At 57.2% G+C, this 14098-nt stretch carries 19 protein-coding genes; 11 read left to right on the top strand and 8 right to left on the bottom strand.

The window, feature by feature from the left end; translation table 11 throughout:
* Positions 1-5 precede the first annotated feature (5 nt).
* The 7 genes from ACXADZ_RS03760 to ACXADZ_RS03790 are packed head-to-tail and all read left to right on the top strand — an operon-like array spanning position 6 to position 4590.
* Positions 6-704, top strand: coding sequence for a DUF2062 domain-containing protein (locus ACXADZ_RS03760; protein WP_171096108.1), 699 nt, complete (start codon positions 6-8; stop codon positions 702-704).
* Entirely contained in the window at positions 697-1443 is a 747-nt protein-coding gene (locus tag ACXADZ_RS03765) for a pyridoxine 5'-phosphate synthase (protein ID WP_475192729.1), read from the top strand. The genes ACXADZ_RS03760 and ACXADZ_RS03765 overlap by 8 nt, the downstream gene beginning before the upstream one ends.
* Positions 1440-2063 carry a LysE family translocator gene (locus ACXADZ_RS03770; RefSeq protein ID WP_475192731.1) on the top strand — a complete coding sequence of 208 codons (624 nt, stop codon included), beginning with the start codon at positions 1440-1442 and terminating at the stop codon, positions 2061-2063. The genes ACXADZ_RS03765 and ACXADZ_RS03770 overlap by 4 nt, the downstream gene beginning before the upstream one ends.
* Positions 2060-2479 carry a holo-ACP synthase gene (gene acpS, locus ACXADZ_RS03775; protein ID WP_171096103.1) on the top strand — a complete coding sequence of 140 codons (420 nt, stop codon included), beginning with the start codon at positions 2060-2062 and terminating at the stop codon, positions 2477-2479. The genes ACXADZ_RS03770 and acpS overlap by 4 nt, the downstream gene beginning before the upstream one ends.
* A gap of 59 nt (positions 2480-2538) precedes the next feature.
* Positions 2539-3378 carry a signal peptidase I gene (lepB, locus tag ACXADZ_RS03780; RefSeq protein ID WP_475192732.1) on the top strand — a complete coding sequence of 280 codons (840 nt, stop codon included), beginning with the start codon at positions 2539-2541 and terminating at the stop codon, positions 3376-3378.
* Positions 3375-4067: a ribonuclease III gene (gene rnc, locus ACXADZ_RS03785; protein ID WP_475192733.1), complete on the top strand. Its 693-nt coding sequence runs from the start codon at positions 3375-3377 to the stop codon at positions 4065-4067. The genes lepB and rnc overlap by 4 nt, the downstream gene beginning before the upstream one ends.
* A gap of 4 nt (positions 4068-4071) precedes the next feature.
* A complete protein-coding gene (locus ACXADZ_RS03790) occupies positions 4072-4590 on the top strand; it encodes an N-acetyltransferase family protein (RefSeq protein WP_475192735.1) in 519 nt (172 codons plus the stop codon).
* A gap of 2 nt (positions 4591-4592) precedes the next feature.
* On the opposite strand, the gene ACXADZ_RS03795 is transcribed toward ACXADZ_RS03790, so the two are convergent.
* Entirely contained in the window at positions 4593-5975 is a 1383-nt protein-coding gene (locus ACXADZ_RS03795; protein WP_475192736.1) for a multicopper oxidase family protein, read from the bottom strand.
* Positions 5976-6135: 160 nt separating this feature from the next.
* On the opposite strand from ACXADZ_RS03795, the gene era reads away from it, so the two are divergent.
* Both era and ACXADZ_RS03805 read left to right on the top strand, forming a co-directional pair.
* On the top strand, positions 6136-7044 hold the full coding sequence (gene era / locus ACXADZ_RS03800) for a GTPase Era (protein WP_475192737.1): 909 nt from the start codon (positions 6136-6138) through the stop codon (positions 7042-7044).
* Positions 7041-7370 carry a DUF1491 family protein gene (locus ACXADZ_RS03805; protein ID WP_475192739.1) on the top strand — a complete coding sequence of 110 codons (330 nt, stop codon included), beginning with the start codon at positions 7041-7043 and terminating at the stop codon, positions 7368-7370. Before era ends, ACXADZ_RS03805 begins: the two co-directional genes overlap by 4 nt.
* 46 nt (positions 7371-7416) lie before the next feature.
* Here the strand turns inward: ACXADZ_RS03805 and ACXADZ_RS03810 are convergent, their stop codons facing one another.
* Positions 7417-7806, bottom strand: coding sequence for a VOC family protein (locus ACXADZ_RS03810; protein WP_475192740.1), 390 nt, complete (start codon positions 7804-7806; stop codon positions 7417-7419).
* A gap of 137 nt (positions 7807-7943) precedes the next feature.
* Positions 7944-8189, bottom strand: coding sequence for a hypothetical protein (locus ACXADZ_RS03815; RefSeq protein WP_171096088.1), 246 nt, complete (start codon positions 8187-8189; stop codon positions 7944-7946).
* A 197-nt stretch (positions 8190-8386) separates the two neighbouring features.
* Here ACXADZ_RS03815 and recO point away from each other — a divergent pair, with 197 nt between their 5' ends.
* Positions 8387-9112, top strand: coding sequence for a DNA repair protein RecO (recO, locus tag ACXADZ_RS03820; RefSeq protein ID WP_475192741.1), 726 nt, complete (start codon positions 8387-8389; stop codon positions 9110-9112).
* Here the strand turns inward: recO and ACXADZ_RS03825 are convergent.
* The 3 genes from ACXADZ_RS03825 to ACXADZ_RS03835 form a co-directional block, all read right to left on the bottom strand.
* Positions 9096-9488 carry an META domain-containing protein gene (locus ACXADZ_RS03825; RefSeq protein ID WP_475192742.1) on the bottom strand — a complete coding sequence of 131 codons (393 nt, stop codon included), beginning with the start codon at positions 9486-9488 and terminating at the stop codon, positions 9096-9098. The genes recO and ACXADZ_RS03825 overlap by 17 nt on opposite strands.
* 37 nt (positions 9489-9525) lie before the next feature.
* Complete coding sequence (locus ACXADZ_RS03830) at positions 9526-10080, bottom strand: hypothetical protein (protein ID WP_475192744.1); 555 nt, start codon at positions 10078-10080, stop codon at positions 9526-9528.
* A gap of 237 nt (positions 10081-10317) precedes the next feature.
* Positions 10318-12009 (bottom strand): acyl-CoA dehydrogenase family protein, encoded by a 1692-nt coding sequence (locus ACXADZ_RS03835; protein ID WP_171188949.1) that lies wholly within the window; start codon positions 12007-12009, stop codon positions 10318-10320.
* 144 nt (positions 12010-12153) lie between these two features.
* On the opposite strand from ACXADZ_RS03835, the gene ACXADZ_RS03840 reads away from it, so the two are divergent.
* A complete protein-coding gene (locus ACXADZ_RS03840; protein ID WP_475192746.1) occupies positions 12154-12918 on the top strand; it encodes a sulfite exporter TauE/SafE family protein in 765 nt (254 codons plus the stop codon).
* Positions 12919-12922: 4 nt separating this feature from the next.
* Here ACXADZ_RS03840 and ACXADZ_RS03845 read toward each other — a convergent pair whose 3' ends face one another.
* Together ACXADZ_RS03845 and ACXADZ_RS03850 are read right to left on the bottom strand one after the other, a co-directional pair.
* On the bottom strand, positions 12923-13474 hold the full coding sequence (locus tag ACXADZ_RS03845; RefSeq protein WP_171096076.1) for a hypothetical protein: 552 nt from the start codon (positions 13472-13474) through the stop codon (positions 12923-12925).
* A 27-nt stretch (positions 13475-13501) separates the two neighbouring features.
* The gene (locus ACXADZ_RS03850) at positions 13502-13888 is read right to left on the bottom strand and encodes a hypothetical protein (RefSeq protein ID WP_256367976.1); all 387 of its coding nucleotides are present in this window, start codon (positions 13886-13888) and stop codon (positions 13502-13504) included.
* Positions 13889-14098: the final 210 nt, after the last annotated feature.

The following is a 14098-nucleotide window of genomic DNA, read 5'->3' on the forward strand; positions in this document are numbered from 1 at the left end:
CACGCGTGGTATTCAAGCGCCGAGACCGACGCTCTGCCGTCCAAGTCGCGTCGGAGTTTGTCTATCCGCGTGGCGGGTGGACCCGCGCTTTTCACTATGTCAAACATCGTGTCCGCCGTCTGCCCGACACCCCTGACCGAATTGCGCGTGGTATCGGCGCGGGGGTTTTTGCGGCCTTTACCCCTTTCTATGGGCTGCATTTCCTGGTCGCAGCCATTGGCGCGCGTCTGATCAAGGGGAATATCCTGGCGGCGCTCAGCGGTACGTTTTTTGGAAATCCACTGACTTACGTGCCAATCGGTGTCATCTGCCTTCAAACCGGGCATTTTCTTTTGGGCACCAAGTACGAAGAGGGTGACACTCAGGGGCTGATGGGGAAGTTCGCCGATGCCATTGGTGACCTAAAGAACAACTTTCTGGCCTTGTTCACCGACCGCGTGGCAGACTGGCGTGGGCTGGACCAGTTCTACGATGACGTCTTTTTCCCCTATATGATTGGCGGCATCATTCCTGGCATTGTGGCCGGTGTGATCTGCTATTACCTCAGCCTGCCGCTGATCCTCACATATCAACAACGCCGCCGCGCCAGGATCAAAGCGAAGTTTGAGGAAATCAAACGTTTGGCTGAAAAATCGACTGCCGTTCCTGAGGCAAAGCCACTAGGCTCCGCCGCGAAACTGAAAAAGGAATCGAGAGATGTCTGAGAACGATCTGCGTCTGGGTGTGAACATCGATCACGTCGCCACCGTGCGAAATGCACGGGGTGGGGCTTATCCCGATCCGCTGCGCGCCGCCAAACTGGCGGAAGAGGCAGGAGCCGACGGCATCACCGCCCACCTGCGCGAAGACCGTCGCCATATCTCGGACGCTGACATCGACGGGCTGATGGAGGTTCTGTCGGTGCCATTGAACTTTGAAATGGCCGCAACAGACGAGATGCAGAAAATTGCTCTGCGCCACAAACCCCATGCGGTTTGCATCGTCCCGGAAAAGCGCGAGGAGCGCACCACAGAAGGCGGTCTGGAAGTTGCGCGCGAGGAAAACAAACTGGCCCATTTCATCGCGCCCCTGCGCGACGTCGGCTGCCGCGTGTCGATCTTCATTGCTGCCGATCAACGCCAGATCGAGGTTGCACATCGCATTGGTGCAGAGGTGATCGAGCTGCACACAGGCGCATATTGCGATGCACATGCCGAAGGTCGTATGGAAGACGCCGCCCGCGAGCTTGAAGCGCTGCGCCAAATGTCCACCTTTGCCCACTCTCTGGGGCTTGAGGTTCATGCGGGTCACGGCCTGACCTATGACACCGTACAACCGATTGCCGCCTTCCCCGAAGTGAAAGAGCTGAATATCGGTCACTTCCTGATTGGTGAATCGATCTTTCTGGGCCTCACCCCCGCCATTCAGGAAATGCGCCGCCTGATGGACGAGGCCCGCGCGTGATCACGCCCGGCTTCGTCGCCATCTGGCTGGCCTGGCTGATGGCTGGCGGCTCTCCAGGGCCTGCCACGATGGGTATTGCCGGAACTGCGATGAACGAAGGCCGCCGCGCCGGCCTGGTCTTTGCGCTGGGCATCTGTGCCGGATCTGCTGCTTGGGGCATAGCCGCTGCGCTGGGTTTGTCGGCGATCATGCTGGCCAATGTCTGGGTGTTCGAAGTGATCCGGTACATCGGTATGGCCTATCTTGGCTGGCTGGCCTTCAAGGCCCTGCGCCGCGCGATGACCTCGGACGAAGTCGCTTTGGGCAAACCTGTCACTGGTTCGCTGCCGACGATCTTTGCCAAAGGCGCTGCGATCCACCTGACCAATCCCAAAGCGATCCTAAGCTGGGGCTCCATCTATGCCATTGTCGCGCCCAATGATGCCAGCCTGTCGATGCTGTTGGGCTATTTCGCCATGCTTTATGCCGGATCGCTGCTGATTTTCATCGGGTACGCGTTTTTGTTTTCATCCGAACGCATGGTCCGCACCTACCGCCGCGCCCGCCGCTGGTTCGATTTCGCCTTTGCCGGGTTCTTTGGCGTTGCGAGCTACAAGATATTGACGGTGCGGTTTTCATGATCCTCGGCATCGGCACAGACCTTGCAAACATCGACCGCATCCAGGGCACGCTTGATCGCTTCGGCGACCGGTTCCGCAATCGTGTCTTTACTGATACCGAACAGCGCAAAGCCGAGCGCCGCCACGATACAGCTGGCACCTATGCCAAGCGCTGGGCGGCGAAAGAGGCGTGCTCTAAGGCGCTGGGCACCGGACTGCGCATGGGCATCGCATGGAAGGATATGGCTGTCACCAATCTACGTACAGGCCAGCCGGTCATGCATGTCACCGGCTGGGCCGCCGAGCGCCTTAAGGAAATGACCCCAGACGGGCACGAGGCGATCATCCACGTGACGCTGACCGATGACCATCCCTGGGCACAAGCCTTTGTGGTGATCGAGGCCCGTCCGCTTCAAGAAGCGCCCGCGCAGCCTTGACTTGCCCCCACCTGACCCGCATGTAGCACCCCAACCACGCATAGACTGGAGAGAGCAGTATGGCCGAGGAAGCCAAAACCGGAAATCCCGTTTGGGAGACGATCAAAACCGTCGTCTATGCTCTGCTGATCGCGGGCGTATTCCGCACCCTCTTCTTTCAGCCATTCTGGATCCCCTCGGGCTCGATGAAGGAAACGCTGCTGATCGGTGATTTCCTTTTCGTAAACAAGATGACCTATGGGTATTCCTACGCGTCCTGTCCCAGCCTGATCATCCCCAGCGTTGGTCTGAACGTGGATGCCGAGGATATCTGCGGCTGGATGCAGGGTGACGGTGACAGCCGCATCTGGGGCGGTGAGCCCGAGCGCGGCGATGTCATCGTTTTCCGCCATCCGGTCACGGGCCGCGACTATATCAAGCGTTTGATTGGTCTGCCGGGTGATCGTATCCAGGTTCGGGAAGGTCAGATCATCCTGAACGATGTTCCGGTTCCACAGCAACCCGATGGCGTCTTCACTGAAGTTGCCGCGCCGCAAGGCCCGCAACGTCTGCGTCCGCGCTGTGAAAACGGGCCCGTTGGCATCGGTGGTGCATGCGAAAAATCGCGCCTGATTGAAACTTTGCCCAACGGCGTATCGTATGATGTGCTGAATATCGGGAATCAGGGGTCGGACAACACCGGCATCTACAACGTGCCCGAAGGCCACTACTTCTTTATGGGTGACAACCGCGACAACTCTGCCGACAGCCGCCTTCCACAATCTGCGGGTGGCGTGGGCTATGTGCCGTACGAAAACCTGATCGGTCGGGCTGATCGCATCATGTTCTCATCTGCAGGCCGGTCGATGCTGTTCTTCTGGACCTGGCGCGGTGACCGGTTCTTCAAGGCGGTCAATTGAAGCTTTCGGCTGAAATAAAGGCGTTCCAGCAGCGTTTGGGGTATGAGTTCGCCAATCCTGAATTGCTGGTACGTGCGCTGACACATGGTTCGGTCTCGTCGTCCACTCGGCCCGATAATCAACGGCTCGAATTTCTGGGCGACCGCGTTCTGGGCCTTGTCATGGCAACGGCTTTGCTTGAGGCCGACAAAACAGCATCCGAAGGCCAATTGGCCCCCCGGTTCAACGCGCTGGTCCGGAAAGAGGCCTGCGCCGATGTGGCCCGCCAGATCGATCTGGGCGGGGTGCTGAAGCTGGGCCGGTCCGAGATGTTGTCTGGTGGCCGCCGCAAACAAGCCCTGTTGGGCGACGCAATGGAAGCCGTGATTGCCGCTATCTACCGCGACGCAGGGTTCGAGGCCGCGCGCGATGTAATCCTGGCCCTTTGGGGCGACCGCATCCACACGGTCGAGGCCGACGCGCGCGACGCCAAAACGTCGTTGCAGGAATGGGCGCAGGCCCGTGGTCAAAAACCGCCCTTATATGTCGAGATCAAACGCAGCGGCCCTGACCATGCGCCGATCTTCACCATTGCTGCCCGTCTTCAGGATGGAACCGAGGCACAAGCCACTGCGGGATCCAAACGGCAAGCCGAGCAGGCGGCGGCTAAGGCTTTGTTGGAACAGCTGAATCCCCCCGGTTCTTCTTAGGGACATGAAGATCAGGCCAGCGCAAAAGGCAGACGCTGCCAGTCTGGCTGCTTTGTCCATTGAAGTCTGGATCGGTACTTACTTGCGACATGGCGTGAGTTCGTTCTTCGCCGAGTTCGCTCTGGCCGAGTTTACAACAGCCCGTTTCGAAGCGATTGTCGAGGACGGGAATGACCTTCTGGTGGTCTCGGAAAACCGTGACGGCATTGATGGCTACATTCGGGTGTCCGAAGGCCGTGTCGCTCCTGTTGACGGGCTTTTCGGTCTCGAGATCGCGACGTTCTACGTGCAGCCGCGCCACCATGGTAAGGGCATCGGTTCGGCCTTGTTGCACGTGGCGATTGACTATTGCCGCGATAAAGGTCGGAGTGAGATCTGGCTGACAACAAATTCCGAAAACACACCCGCCATCGATTTCTATCAGTCCAAGGGATTTCGGCAGGTCGGCGTCACGGATTTTCGGATCGGAGACCAATCCTATCCGAACCACGTGTTGGCGCTGGACATTTCAACGCTGGATTAAATTCATTCCACCCGGATGAACCCGGCCAGCCCGGTTTTCTGATGCTCGATCACATGACAATGAAACGCCCAGTCGCCGGGATTGTCGGCAACCAGCGCAATTTCGACGACTTCATCTTTCAACAGAAGAAACGTATCGGTCATCAATGTCGGCAGCTTGCGCAGGTTCGACTTCAACGGCACAAACGCCAACCCGTGCAGGTGGATCGGATGCAGGTTCGGTGATTTATTGCGCATTCGCAGAACATAACTTTTACCCTGCTTCAGCACGGCCAACGGTCCGGTCCCCTGTGCTGCATCCCCGGGCCACGGTGTGCGGTTGATGGACCAAAAGCTATAACCCAGCGACCCGCAAAACCCGTCGTTTGGGGCACCTCCTTCGGGCGTCCAACCGAATACGAACTCGTGCAGTTTTGCCTGATCCAGATTGGGTCGTTGTACAGGGTTTGCAGGCAAAGGATGCAGCTCTTCCAAGGTGCGGGATTCTGATTGACCTGTTGCCCGCAAACGCGCCATGGCTCGGGGCTTTTGTCCGGGAAACTTCGCCATCACGGCTGCAGATTGACCTTCTCCATCAGGCATCCGGACCGCTAGATCCACACGCTGTCCGGGCCCTATCCAAAGGGGCGCGTCCGCTGTGGGTAGAGCCAGGTCAACCTCAACCGGATGCCCGTCCCATGCGATGATCCGGGCCTCAGCCCCTTCAAGATGCAGTTTGTAGATGCGGGTTGTGTCAGTGTTGACCACGCGCAGCCGCACAAGACTGCCCGCCGCATGATCATACACAGCTTCGGTCAGCCAGTTTGCAGTCTGTATATTGCCAAACGTACCGCTACGCGCAGCGCCGCGCGCTGTGTAAGCGGGCAGAAACGCACCCTCTTCATCCAGCCGGAAATCGCGCAGATTGATCACTTGCTCACTGTCAAAGCCGGGGTTTTCGGGCTCGGCAATCACCATGACACCGGTCAGGCCGTGGGCCATCTGGTCCATCGTCATGCAATGCGGGTGGTACCAGTACGTCCCGGCGTCCGGTGGCGTGAATTCATAGGCAAAGCTCTCGCCTTCGCCGATGGGCATTTGGGTCAGGTAGGGCACGCCGTCCATTTCGTTGGCGATGCGCAATCCGTGCCAGTGCATCGCGGTATAGTCGGGCAGAGTATTGCGCACCGTCAGCCGCATCCTCTGACCCTGCTTTCCATAAAGAACCTGTGGCGGTGCGTCCGGCGACAAGCTGACCATCCCGGTGGTTAGTTGATCGCGCAACCTGTAGCTGGCAGGCTGCAGCACCAGCTCTTCCGCGGACCCAGTGGCTGCCATGGACAAACCGCCTAAACCGGCCACGCCAGCGGCAGCACCGCTTCCAAGAAGAAACTCGCGACGTTTCATAAGGACCTCACTGAACGGATGTGTCACCGGGCTGGGAACGGCTGGGTGTCGGTGCAAGTCCTGCCACTACTGATGCATGGCTGCAATGCGACAAATCCCTCTGGCCCGCAGGCCCTTTCTGCTATAGCAGAGCGCAATTGCACACAGGAACGCCAGATATATGACCACACGCGCCGGATTTACCGCCCTGATCGGAGAGCCCAATGCGGGCAAATCCACCCTTTTGAACCGCATGGTCGGGGCCAAGGTCTCGATCGTGACGCATAAGGTGCAAACCACGCGCGCGCGCATTCGTGGCGTCGCGATGGAGGGTGACGCGCAGCTGGTGTTTGTCGACACGCCGGGCCTGTTCAAGCCCCGCCGCCGCTTGGACCGCGCCATGGTCGCGGCTGCCTGGGGTGGGGCCGCGGATGCGGATGTTGTTGTGCTTATGGTCGAGGCGCATCGCGGTATCACCGAAGGGGTTGAACGCATCCTCGAAGGTCTGGACGAGATCGGGCAGGGCCGGACCATCGCGCTGGCGATCAACAAGATCGACAAGGTGCCGTCCGAAAAACTGCTGGCGCTGACCAGCGACCTGAACGCCCGCTATCCGTTTGCCGAGACCTTCATGATCTCGGCCGAAAAGGGCCATGGTGTAGACGATTTGCGCAAATGGCTGGCCGGGGAGCTGCCCGAAGGTCCGTGGCTTTATCCCGAAGATCAGATCGCCGATCTGCCTTTGCGCATGATCGCGGCTGAAATGACGCGCGAAAAACTGACTCTGCGCCTGCATCAGGAACTGCCGTACCAGCTGACTGTCGAGACTGAAAACTGGGAAGAGCGTAAAGACGGTTCGGCAAAGATCGATCAAGTCATCTACGTCATGCGCGACGGCCACAAGGGCATCGTTCTGGGCAAGCGCGGCGAGACAATCAAAGCGGTCAGTCAAGCGGCGCGGGCCGAGTTGGAAGAATTCCTGGACCGTAAGATTCACCTGTTTCTGCAAGTGAAAGTCCGGCCCAACTGGTTGGAAGAGTCCGAGCGGTATTCAGAAATGGGTCTGGACTTCAAAGACGGCAACGCATGACCCGGTTAACTGCTGAATTCTGGGTCCACGCCTATCTGGCGCGGCTTCGGTTTCAGGAAATCCCGGCGTTTGTTGTGGCCCATGGTGACGACACCGCTGGGGCCGTTCTGGTGAAGCTCAATACGCTGGACGGGCAGGCAATTGCTTTTCAACGCAGCTTTGACCTGATGTCCGGCGCGCGCAAATGGGTCGAACTGTCCAGCGGGACTGAGACGGATGTGGATGCCGCCATTGCCAAACAACGCAGCTTTGATCCTGACCTCTGGGTGATCGAGGTCGAAGACCGGCAAGGACGGCATTTACTGGATGAAGATGGGTTGGAGTAAACTCCCTGCCAGACTGTAAAGCCGATGCAAAACTTGGTTTGAGCAGTCAGCCGTCTTCACCAAGGTAAACAAAACTCATCTTGTTTCCGTCCGGGTCGCGCGCGTAGGCGCCGAAGAAATTGGGACCATATTGCGGGCGATCACCCGGATCACCCTCGTTTGTTCCGCCATTGGCCAAAGCGGCTGCATGTGCTTCTTTCACTTCTTCTTTGCCTTGGCATGCAAGGCCAACCATATTGCCATTTCCAACTGTGGCGGCCTCTTGGTTGAACGGCGTCGCTACCCACATGCATCCACCGCCTCGCAGTTCGTAGCAGACGGCATGAGGCATATATTCGGCGACGACTTTGCCGCCTATACTGGACACAACCGCGTCATAATACGTGCGCGCGTTAACAACGTCGTTAGAACCGATCATGACATAGTTAAGTGACATTGCTGAAATCCTCTAATGGAACATATAGAGAACATTAATGCCCGAGTTACGCTGGTGCAACGTGTTTCTTGAAATGCCACAGGCGCAGTACGACCTTGGGTATTAGCCCAACAGTTTATTCACAGTCACTGACCAAGCTATTTTCCCCGGCTCCATCCATCTTCATATTCGCCCAACACTCTGGACAGATGTAGCAGAGACGCAAAAAAGCGTGCGTAGACGTCCCTTGACAACATGGGTTTGTTGTCATCCAACACCTGCAATAAATCCACAACAGCCGAGGCAAAGGTGTCATACACCTGCATATCGGCAGCTGTTGGATCAGGCGTCCAGATTTTGTGTTCGTCGTAAAAGGCGACGGGTTGTGGTTCGTCATCAGTCATAGCGCGGCCCCTTCTGTTTGAACTGCAAGTGGGGCGTGGGTGATCACGTACAAGCCGTCTGGCGCGAAGTCGCAAAACTATGGCGGTTTGAAAAAAAGAACATCCGTCTCAGGAGATTTAGAAGAGTTTACGCCCTTGCGTGCCTGTCCCGCTTGGGATTTTCTGCGGTCCAACTTAACCAGAAGGAAGGTCGATTTTTGGACTGGCGCGATCACGGCATACTCCTGACTTCTCGACGCCATGGTGAAACAGCGGCGATAATCGAGGTCTTCACCGAGGCGCACGGGCGTCACGCCGGTGTGGTGCGCGGCGGAACCAGTCGCAAGATCGCGCCCATCCTGCAACCTGGCGCGCAACTGGACGTACTGTGGCGCGCTCGTTTGGAAGAACATATCGGCACTTTTCAGGTCGAACCTTTGCGGTCCCGCGCGGCGGCGGCGTTTTCAGGGCGGCTAGCCTTGTCCGGGCTCAATGCAGTTGTTTCACTATTGTCATTTTGTCTGCCTGAACGCGAACCACATCCGGCGCTTTATGCGAGGACGGAACAGTTGTTGGACCTGCTGGGTCAGGATGAGATCTGGCCATTGGCATATCTGCGATGGGAATTGGCGTTGCTGGACGAACTGGGTTTTGGCCTTGATCTGACGGCCTGTGCCGTGACTGGCGCGACCGAAGGTCTGGTTTACGTGTCACCTAAGACGGGCCGCGCTGTGAGTGCAAATGGGGCCGGGGAGTGGGCAGACAAGCTTTTGCCGCTGCCACCCTGCCTAAAGGGCGAGGGTATGGCACCCGATCTTGAAGTCGCGGAAGCCCTGCGCACGACGGGCTATTTCCTGGAAAATCGTGTTGCACCGTCGCTTGGGCACAATCCTTTGCCCGAAGCCAGGGCGCGGTTTGTGGATCAGGTCACTCGGCGGCTGTGAAAACCATTTCGTGCTCCGCCTCATTGCGTAGGATCAGCACGTTGCCCGATACTTCGGACTGGGTCATGGCCATCAGAGCGGCAAAATAGATACCTTCGGCTTCAAGCCCGGCACAAGCGGCCCGCGTTGCCCTCAGATCTTGGATCTCGAACCAAGGGTAGGGCGCATTCAGTGTGCCGTTGTAACTGTTGCAGGGGGCGTTTCCGTTGATTTTCCCTTCTTCGGGAAACCGGAGCAACGCGCTGGCTTCATAGGGCTGCCCATCGATTTCCTGCAGGACCCATGTTTGCCCCGCCGCGCCATAGGCGGCGACGGTTTCATCCTTTTCACATTGGAACAAGGCGAGTAGGGGCAACGTAAGGATAAGGCGGGTCATCATAGGGTCTTAATCAATTTTATTGGGTGGGAAAACCTCAATAAGGGATCGCGCCGCTCAACAATTCCTGTCGCACCTCAAGGCGTGGCCTCCAGTTGTACTTAGTGTCCTCACGCACGGGTGCCCAATACAGCGCGCCGCTGTTGCGCCAGGGATCCAGGATGATCCCGTCATGCATCGAATCCCCCTTGGCGCTGATCAACGCCGAATGGTGTATAATGCGAAACTGCGTCGGCGGAGACGTGACCCAATGCAAATCAAGCGTGTCGAAATTTTCCTGCCGCAACCGCGCGGTCATGGCCTGCGCCCAGTCATTGCACAAGCCATACTCGCGAAAGCCGTTTGCGATCTTGGCGTTGTGAATGATGGCTGGATCCGTGATGTTCCATTCCCGCGCCAACTGCTGAGAATAGGTGTACGAAATCGTAGCGGCCTGTTGCGCTTCGACGGGATCAACCTGAGGCCCGAGTGACAGGATGGCTTCTGCCAGCGCATCGATATCGCTTTGGGTGGCGGTTGGCTGACTGACGGAGCAGCCACTCAGCACAAATGCTGCAAGGATCGCCCAAAGCGCAATAATCCGTCGGGTCATATTTTGTTCACCCTCACTCGGATGGGTTTGGTTTCGCTCGGTGCTCTACTGGCGACCAAAACAGATGCAAAGGGGAAGTTTGCAGAGTTGTGAACCTGTGCGCGGTGGTGCGCCGTATGCATTCCGTTTTGTGTTCATTGAAGAATTGTGGACGGTGTCGTCAGGAAAGTCACCACACAAAGAAAAAGACCCGGCACAATGGCCGGGTCAGTTGGGGAAACGGGGTGCCGTAAACCGTTAGCCAAGCAGCCGGCGTGCGATGACCTGCGCTTGAATCTCGGCAGCCCCTTCGAAAATATTCAGAATGCGCGCGTCACACAGAACGCGACTGATCTTGTATTCCAGTGCAAAACCGTTGCCGCCATGAATCTGCAGCCCGTTGTCGGCAGCGGCCCAGGCCACACGGGCGCCGAGAAGCTTGGCCATACCAGCTTCCAGGTCACAACGCTGGCCGTGGTCTTTTTCCCACGCGCTGAAATAGGTCAGCTGACGTGCAATCATGATTTCCACCGCCATCATTGCCAGCTTGCCCGAGACGCGCGGGAAGTTGATCAGAGACTTGCCGAACTGTTTGCGGTCGATCGCGTATTGCATGGCGATATCCAGCGCGCTTTGCGCCACGCCGATGGCGCGGGCAGCGGTTTGGATGCGGGCAGATTCGAAGGTTTCCATCAACTGCTTGAAACCTTTGCCTTCTTCGCCGCCCAGCAGGTTCTCACCTTTGACGTGGAAGCCATCAAAGCCCAGCTCGTATTCTTTCATGCCGCGATAGCCCAGAACTTCGATCTCTCCACCAGTCATACCAGGAGTGGGGAATGGGTTCTCGTCGGTGCCCGGGGTCTTTTCTGCCAGGAACATCGACAGGCCGCGGTGGTCGGTGCTGTCGGGATTCGTCCGTGCCAGCAGAGTCATCACATGCGTCCGCGCTGCGTGTGTGATCCAGGTTTTGTTGCCGGTGATCTTATAGTCACCGTTTTCATCCTTCACAGCGCGCGTGCGCAGGCTGCCAAGGTCCGATCCGGTGTTGGGCTCGGTGAACACGGCGGTGGGCAGGATCTCGGCGCTGGCCAGTCTAGGCAGCCAGTTGGCTTTCTGCTCGTCCGTGCCGCCTGCGATGATCAGCTCAGCCGCGATCTCGGACCGTGTGCCCAGCGAGCCCACGCCGATATAACCGCGTGACAGTTCTTCGGACACCACGCACATTGAGGCTTTGGACAGGCCGAACCCGCCGAATTCCTCGGGGATGGTCAGGCCGAACACGCCCATTTCTGCCAGTTCCTCGATGATCTCCAGCGGGATCAGCTCATCCTTCAGGTGCCATTCATGGGCATGCGGTTCGACCTTTTCCTGCGCATAGCGGCGGAATTGATCGCGGATCATCTCAAGTTCTTCGTCCAGACCAGAGGCACCGAACATGGTGGCACCGGCCTGGTCCTGCATCAGTTCAACCAGGCGGCTGCGCGCAGCCTGAGAATTGGCCTGCGCCATCAGGGTTTGAACTTCGGTCGATTGAAAGCCCGACAGCGCGTCCCAGCCCAGCCCCATATCCTGAAGGCGTACAACTTCGCCCTGGTTCATCGGAATGCCGCCAGCGACCTGATGCAGATATTCGCCAAAAGCGATCTGGTGCAGCAGCTGCTCAACCTCGCCGAACTTACCTTCGGCTTGCAGCGCTTCGGCCCAGCGTTGCATCTGTTGCAGCGATTGAGCGTAGGTGGCCAGCCAAGCCAGGCCATGCGCAGCCGTCTGGTTCGCTTCGATCAGGGCGCCCGAGACGCGCCCATCTGCAGTAACCATAGAGCGAACGGACTCGCGGGCTTTTTCAAATACCGCCTCCACCGCAGGCACAGCGGTACGGGTCAATTCCAGAAGATCGGGCAATACTGCAGCTTTTGTCATCTCGGTCATATCTTGTCCGTCGTGGGCCATGAATCGCGTCCTTTCCTCGGTCGTCTGGTCATATCATGCTGCACGTGCAGCGCAACAAAAATACTTATTACGCTACGAAAAAGTTCAAAAATTACCTGATCATTTTTGCAATGCAGAAGGAATCTTAAATGGTATCTAGAGGGTATGTCCCTGTTTTCCATTCTTTCTCCGCAAGACCTGATGCTTGCTATGGCCGTGGCTTTTGCTGCCGGTTGGATCAAGGGCATTGTTGGTTTCGCCATGCCTATGGTCATGGTGTCAGGGTTGAATTCATTCCTGACCCCCGAGTTGACCCTGGCCGGACTTATACTGCCAACTCTCGTGACAAACGGGCTGCAAGCTTTGCGCGGCGGCGCAACGGCCGCGTATTCTTCAATCCTGCGCTTTCGGGTTTTTCTGATCGTCGGGGGCCTCATGTTGGTTCTCAGCGCGCAGCTTGTCACCATGATCCCCAGTTCGGTTTCGTTGCTTCTGATCGGTGGTTTGGTTTCGGTTTTTTGCTTGTTTCAGGTTTTGGGGGTTCGGCTGGTATTGAACCAGCCATCCGCGCGTATAGAGGCTGCTGTGGGCGGAGTTGCAGGTTTTGCTGGCGGTATGTCCGGTGTTTGGGGTCCGCCAACTGTTGCTTATCTGATGGCTTTGAACACACCCAAAAAGGAACAGATCCGCATTCAGGGCGTTATTTATGGTCTTGGCGCAGTGCTGTTGCTGGCCGCTCATTTGGGGTCAGGTATCTTGCGGGCAGAAACGCTTCCGTTTTCCGCTATCCTGATCCTTCCTGCCTTAGTGGGGATGTGGGTCGGCATCAGGCTGCATGACCGAATCGATCAGGCCAGCTTTCGCAAGGCGACCCTGTTTGTGTTGTTGGTGGCTGGACTAAACCTGCTGCGACGCGGGCTGATGGGCTGATGTCTCAGCCGCGACGTTTGTCGGCGAAGCGGAACGCAAAGTAGAGTCCCAGCATCAGGAAGAACAAGCCCGAGATATCGCCGATCAAAAAGGCAATGTACTCGACGGTTGCACTGCCGAAAGCCAGATTGGTCAGGCCCGAAACCAGAAAAGATGTGATGATGCCGACACCCATGACGCAGGCCCAGCAGGGTTTGCGATCAGGACGCGGGAACAGGTCCCATCCGACGGCCTTGCACAGATAAAACACTGCCGGAACTGTGGTGACAGCTATGGCAATGGCCAATAGGCGGCTGGGTAGGAAAACGTCAGTGCCCCCCAGATAAGCAAAGACTATGAATACCCCTGGTAACAGGGCAAAGATCGCCCGCCACCCTAATAGCCATGCGGAAAGAACCCGCACGCCATGAGGCAGAAACAGCAGGCTGGCCCGGCTTGGGTATTCCGGGAAATACATATTCTGAAGAGGCATCAGAACGGCGAATGTCAGGAATGACGCCGCCACATAGGCCGATGAGGCCGCAAATGTATCAATTGCCCAAGCGCGCACGGACATTATTGGGCCGTGCGTGCTGAACAGGCGTCATCTGGGAGCATTAACGATATACCGCCCCCGGTTGGCGCTGCCGCTTTGCGAAAGATAGCCTTTTTGAACCAGTGACTTCAGCGCGCGAAAAAAGGTCGGGCGCGACACGCTTTGGACCAATGTGTGTTCGATCAAACCGAATGTGCGTACTTCTTGATCAGATTTTGAGAGTTCTTCCGCTGCGTAATAAATGTCGCGCTCAACCGGAGATAGTTTTTCCAGGCCAAGCGTCCGCTCCATGCTTTGCATCAATTTGCGGAGTTCGGTGAGTTTCGAGATTTCTGTCATGTTCTTACCTGCAATTTCCTGAGCCAACTGCCGCCGGTCTGCGACCATATGAGCCACACCAGTCCTTTCAGAAACCAGCGAGTCCCATGTTGACACTCATCCCCTTTTACCTAGACTAGGTGCCTGATTAGGTTGCTCAACCCAGCGTTGTGAGTGTACGCAAGTGAGCTTCCACAAAGTCCTTTCAGTCAATGCCCGGCGCTGATGTGCCGGGCTTTTTCGTCTTATCGAAACTAACAGGTACCCCAGATCGCAATTTGAAACAACGCACTTGTATGTGCTTTTTGCAACATACAACTAAGAGTA

Source organism: Ruegeria sp. ABM4_193, assembly GCF_056158705.1.

Bases quoted from the DNA above. Each gene is read 5' to 3' on its own strand.
- acpS (WP_171096103.1), top strand. From the start codon at position 2,060: ATGATCCTCGGCATCGGCACAGACCTTGCAAACATCGACCGCATCCAG.
- ACXADZ_RS03845 (WP_171096076.1), bottom strand. From the start codon at position 13,474: ATGTCCGTGCGCGCTTGGGCAATTGATACATTTGCGGCCTCATCGGCC.
- ACXADZ_RS03835 (WP_171188949.1), bottom strand. From the start codon at position 12,009: ATGGCCCACGACGGACAAGATATGACCGAGATGACAAAAGCTGCAGTA.
- ACXADZ_RS03815 (WP_171096088.1), bottom strand. From the start codon at position 8,189: ATGACTGATGACGAACCACAACCCGTCGCCTTTTACGACGAACACAAA.
- era (WP_475192737.1), top strand. From the start codon at position 6,136: ATGACCACACGCGCCGGATTTACCGCCCTGATCGGAGAGCCCAATGCG.
- ACXADZ_RS03825 (WP_475192742.1), bottom strand. From the start codon at position 9,488: ATGACCCGCCTTATCCTTACGTTGCCCCTACTCGCCTTGTTCCAATGT.
- ACXADZ_RS03790 (WP_475192735.1), top strand. From the start codon at position 4,072: ATGAAGATCAGGCCAGCGCAAAAGGCAGACGCTGCCAGTCTGGCTGCT.
- ACXADZ_RS03805 (WP_475192739.1), top strand. From the start codon at position 7,041: ATGACCCGGTTAACTGCTGAATTCTGGGTCCACGCCTATCTGGCGCGG.
- ACXADZ_RS03765 (WP_475192729.1), top strand. From the start codon at position 697: ATGTCTGAGAACGATCTGCGTCTGGGTGTGAACATCGATCACGTCGCC.
- lepB (WP_475192732.1), top strand. From the start codon at position 2,539: ATGGCCGAGGAAGCCAAAACCGGAAATCCCGTTTGGGAGACGATCAAA.
- ACXADZ_RS03795 (WP_475192736.1), bottom strand. From the start codon at position 5,975: ATGAAACGTCGCGAGTTTCTTCTTGGAAGCGGTGCTGCCGCTGGCGTG.
- ACXADZ_RS03840 (WP_475192746.1), top strand. From the start codon at position 12,154: ATGTCCCTGTTTTCCATTCTTTCTCCGCAAGACCTGATGCTTGCTATG.
- ACXADZ_RS03830 (WP_475192744.1), bottom strand. From the start codon at position 10,080: ATGACCCGACGGATTATTGCGCTTTGGGCGATCCTTGCAGCATTTGTG.
- ACXADZ_RS03810 (WP_475192740.1), bottom strand. From the start codon at position 7,806: ATGTCACTTAACTATGTCATGATCGGTTCTAACGACGTTGTTAACGCG.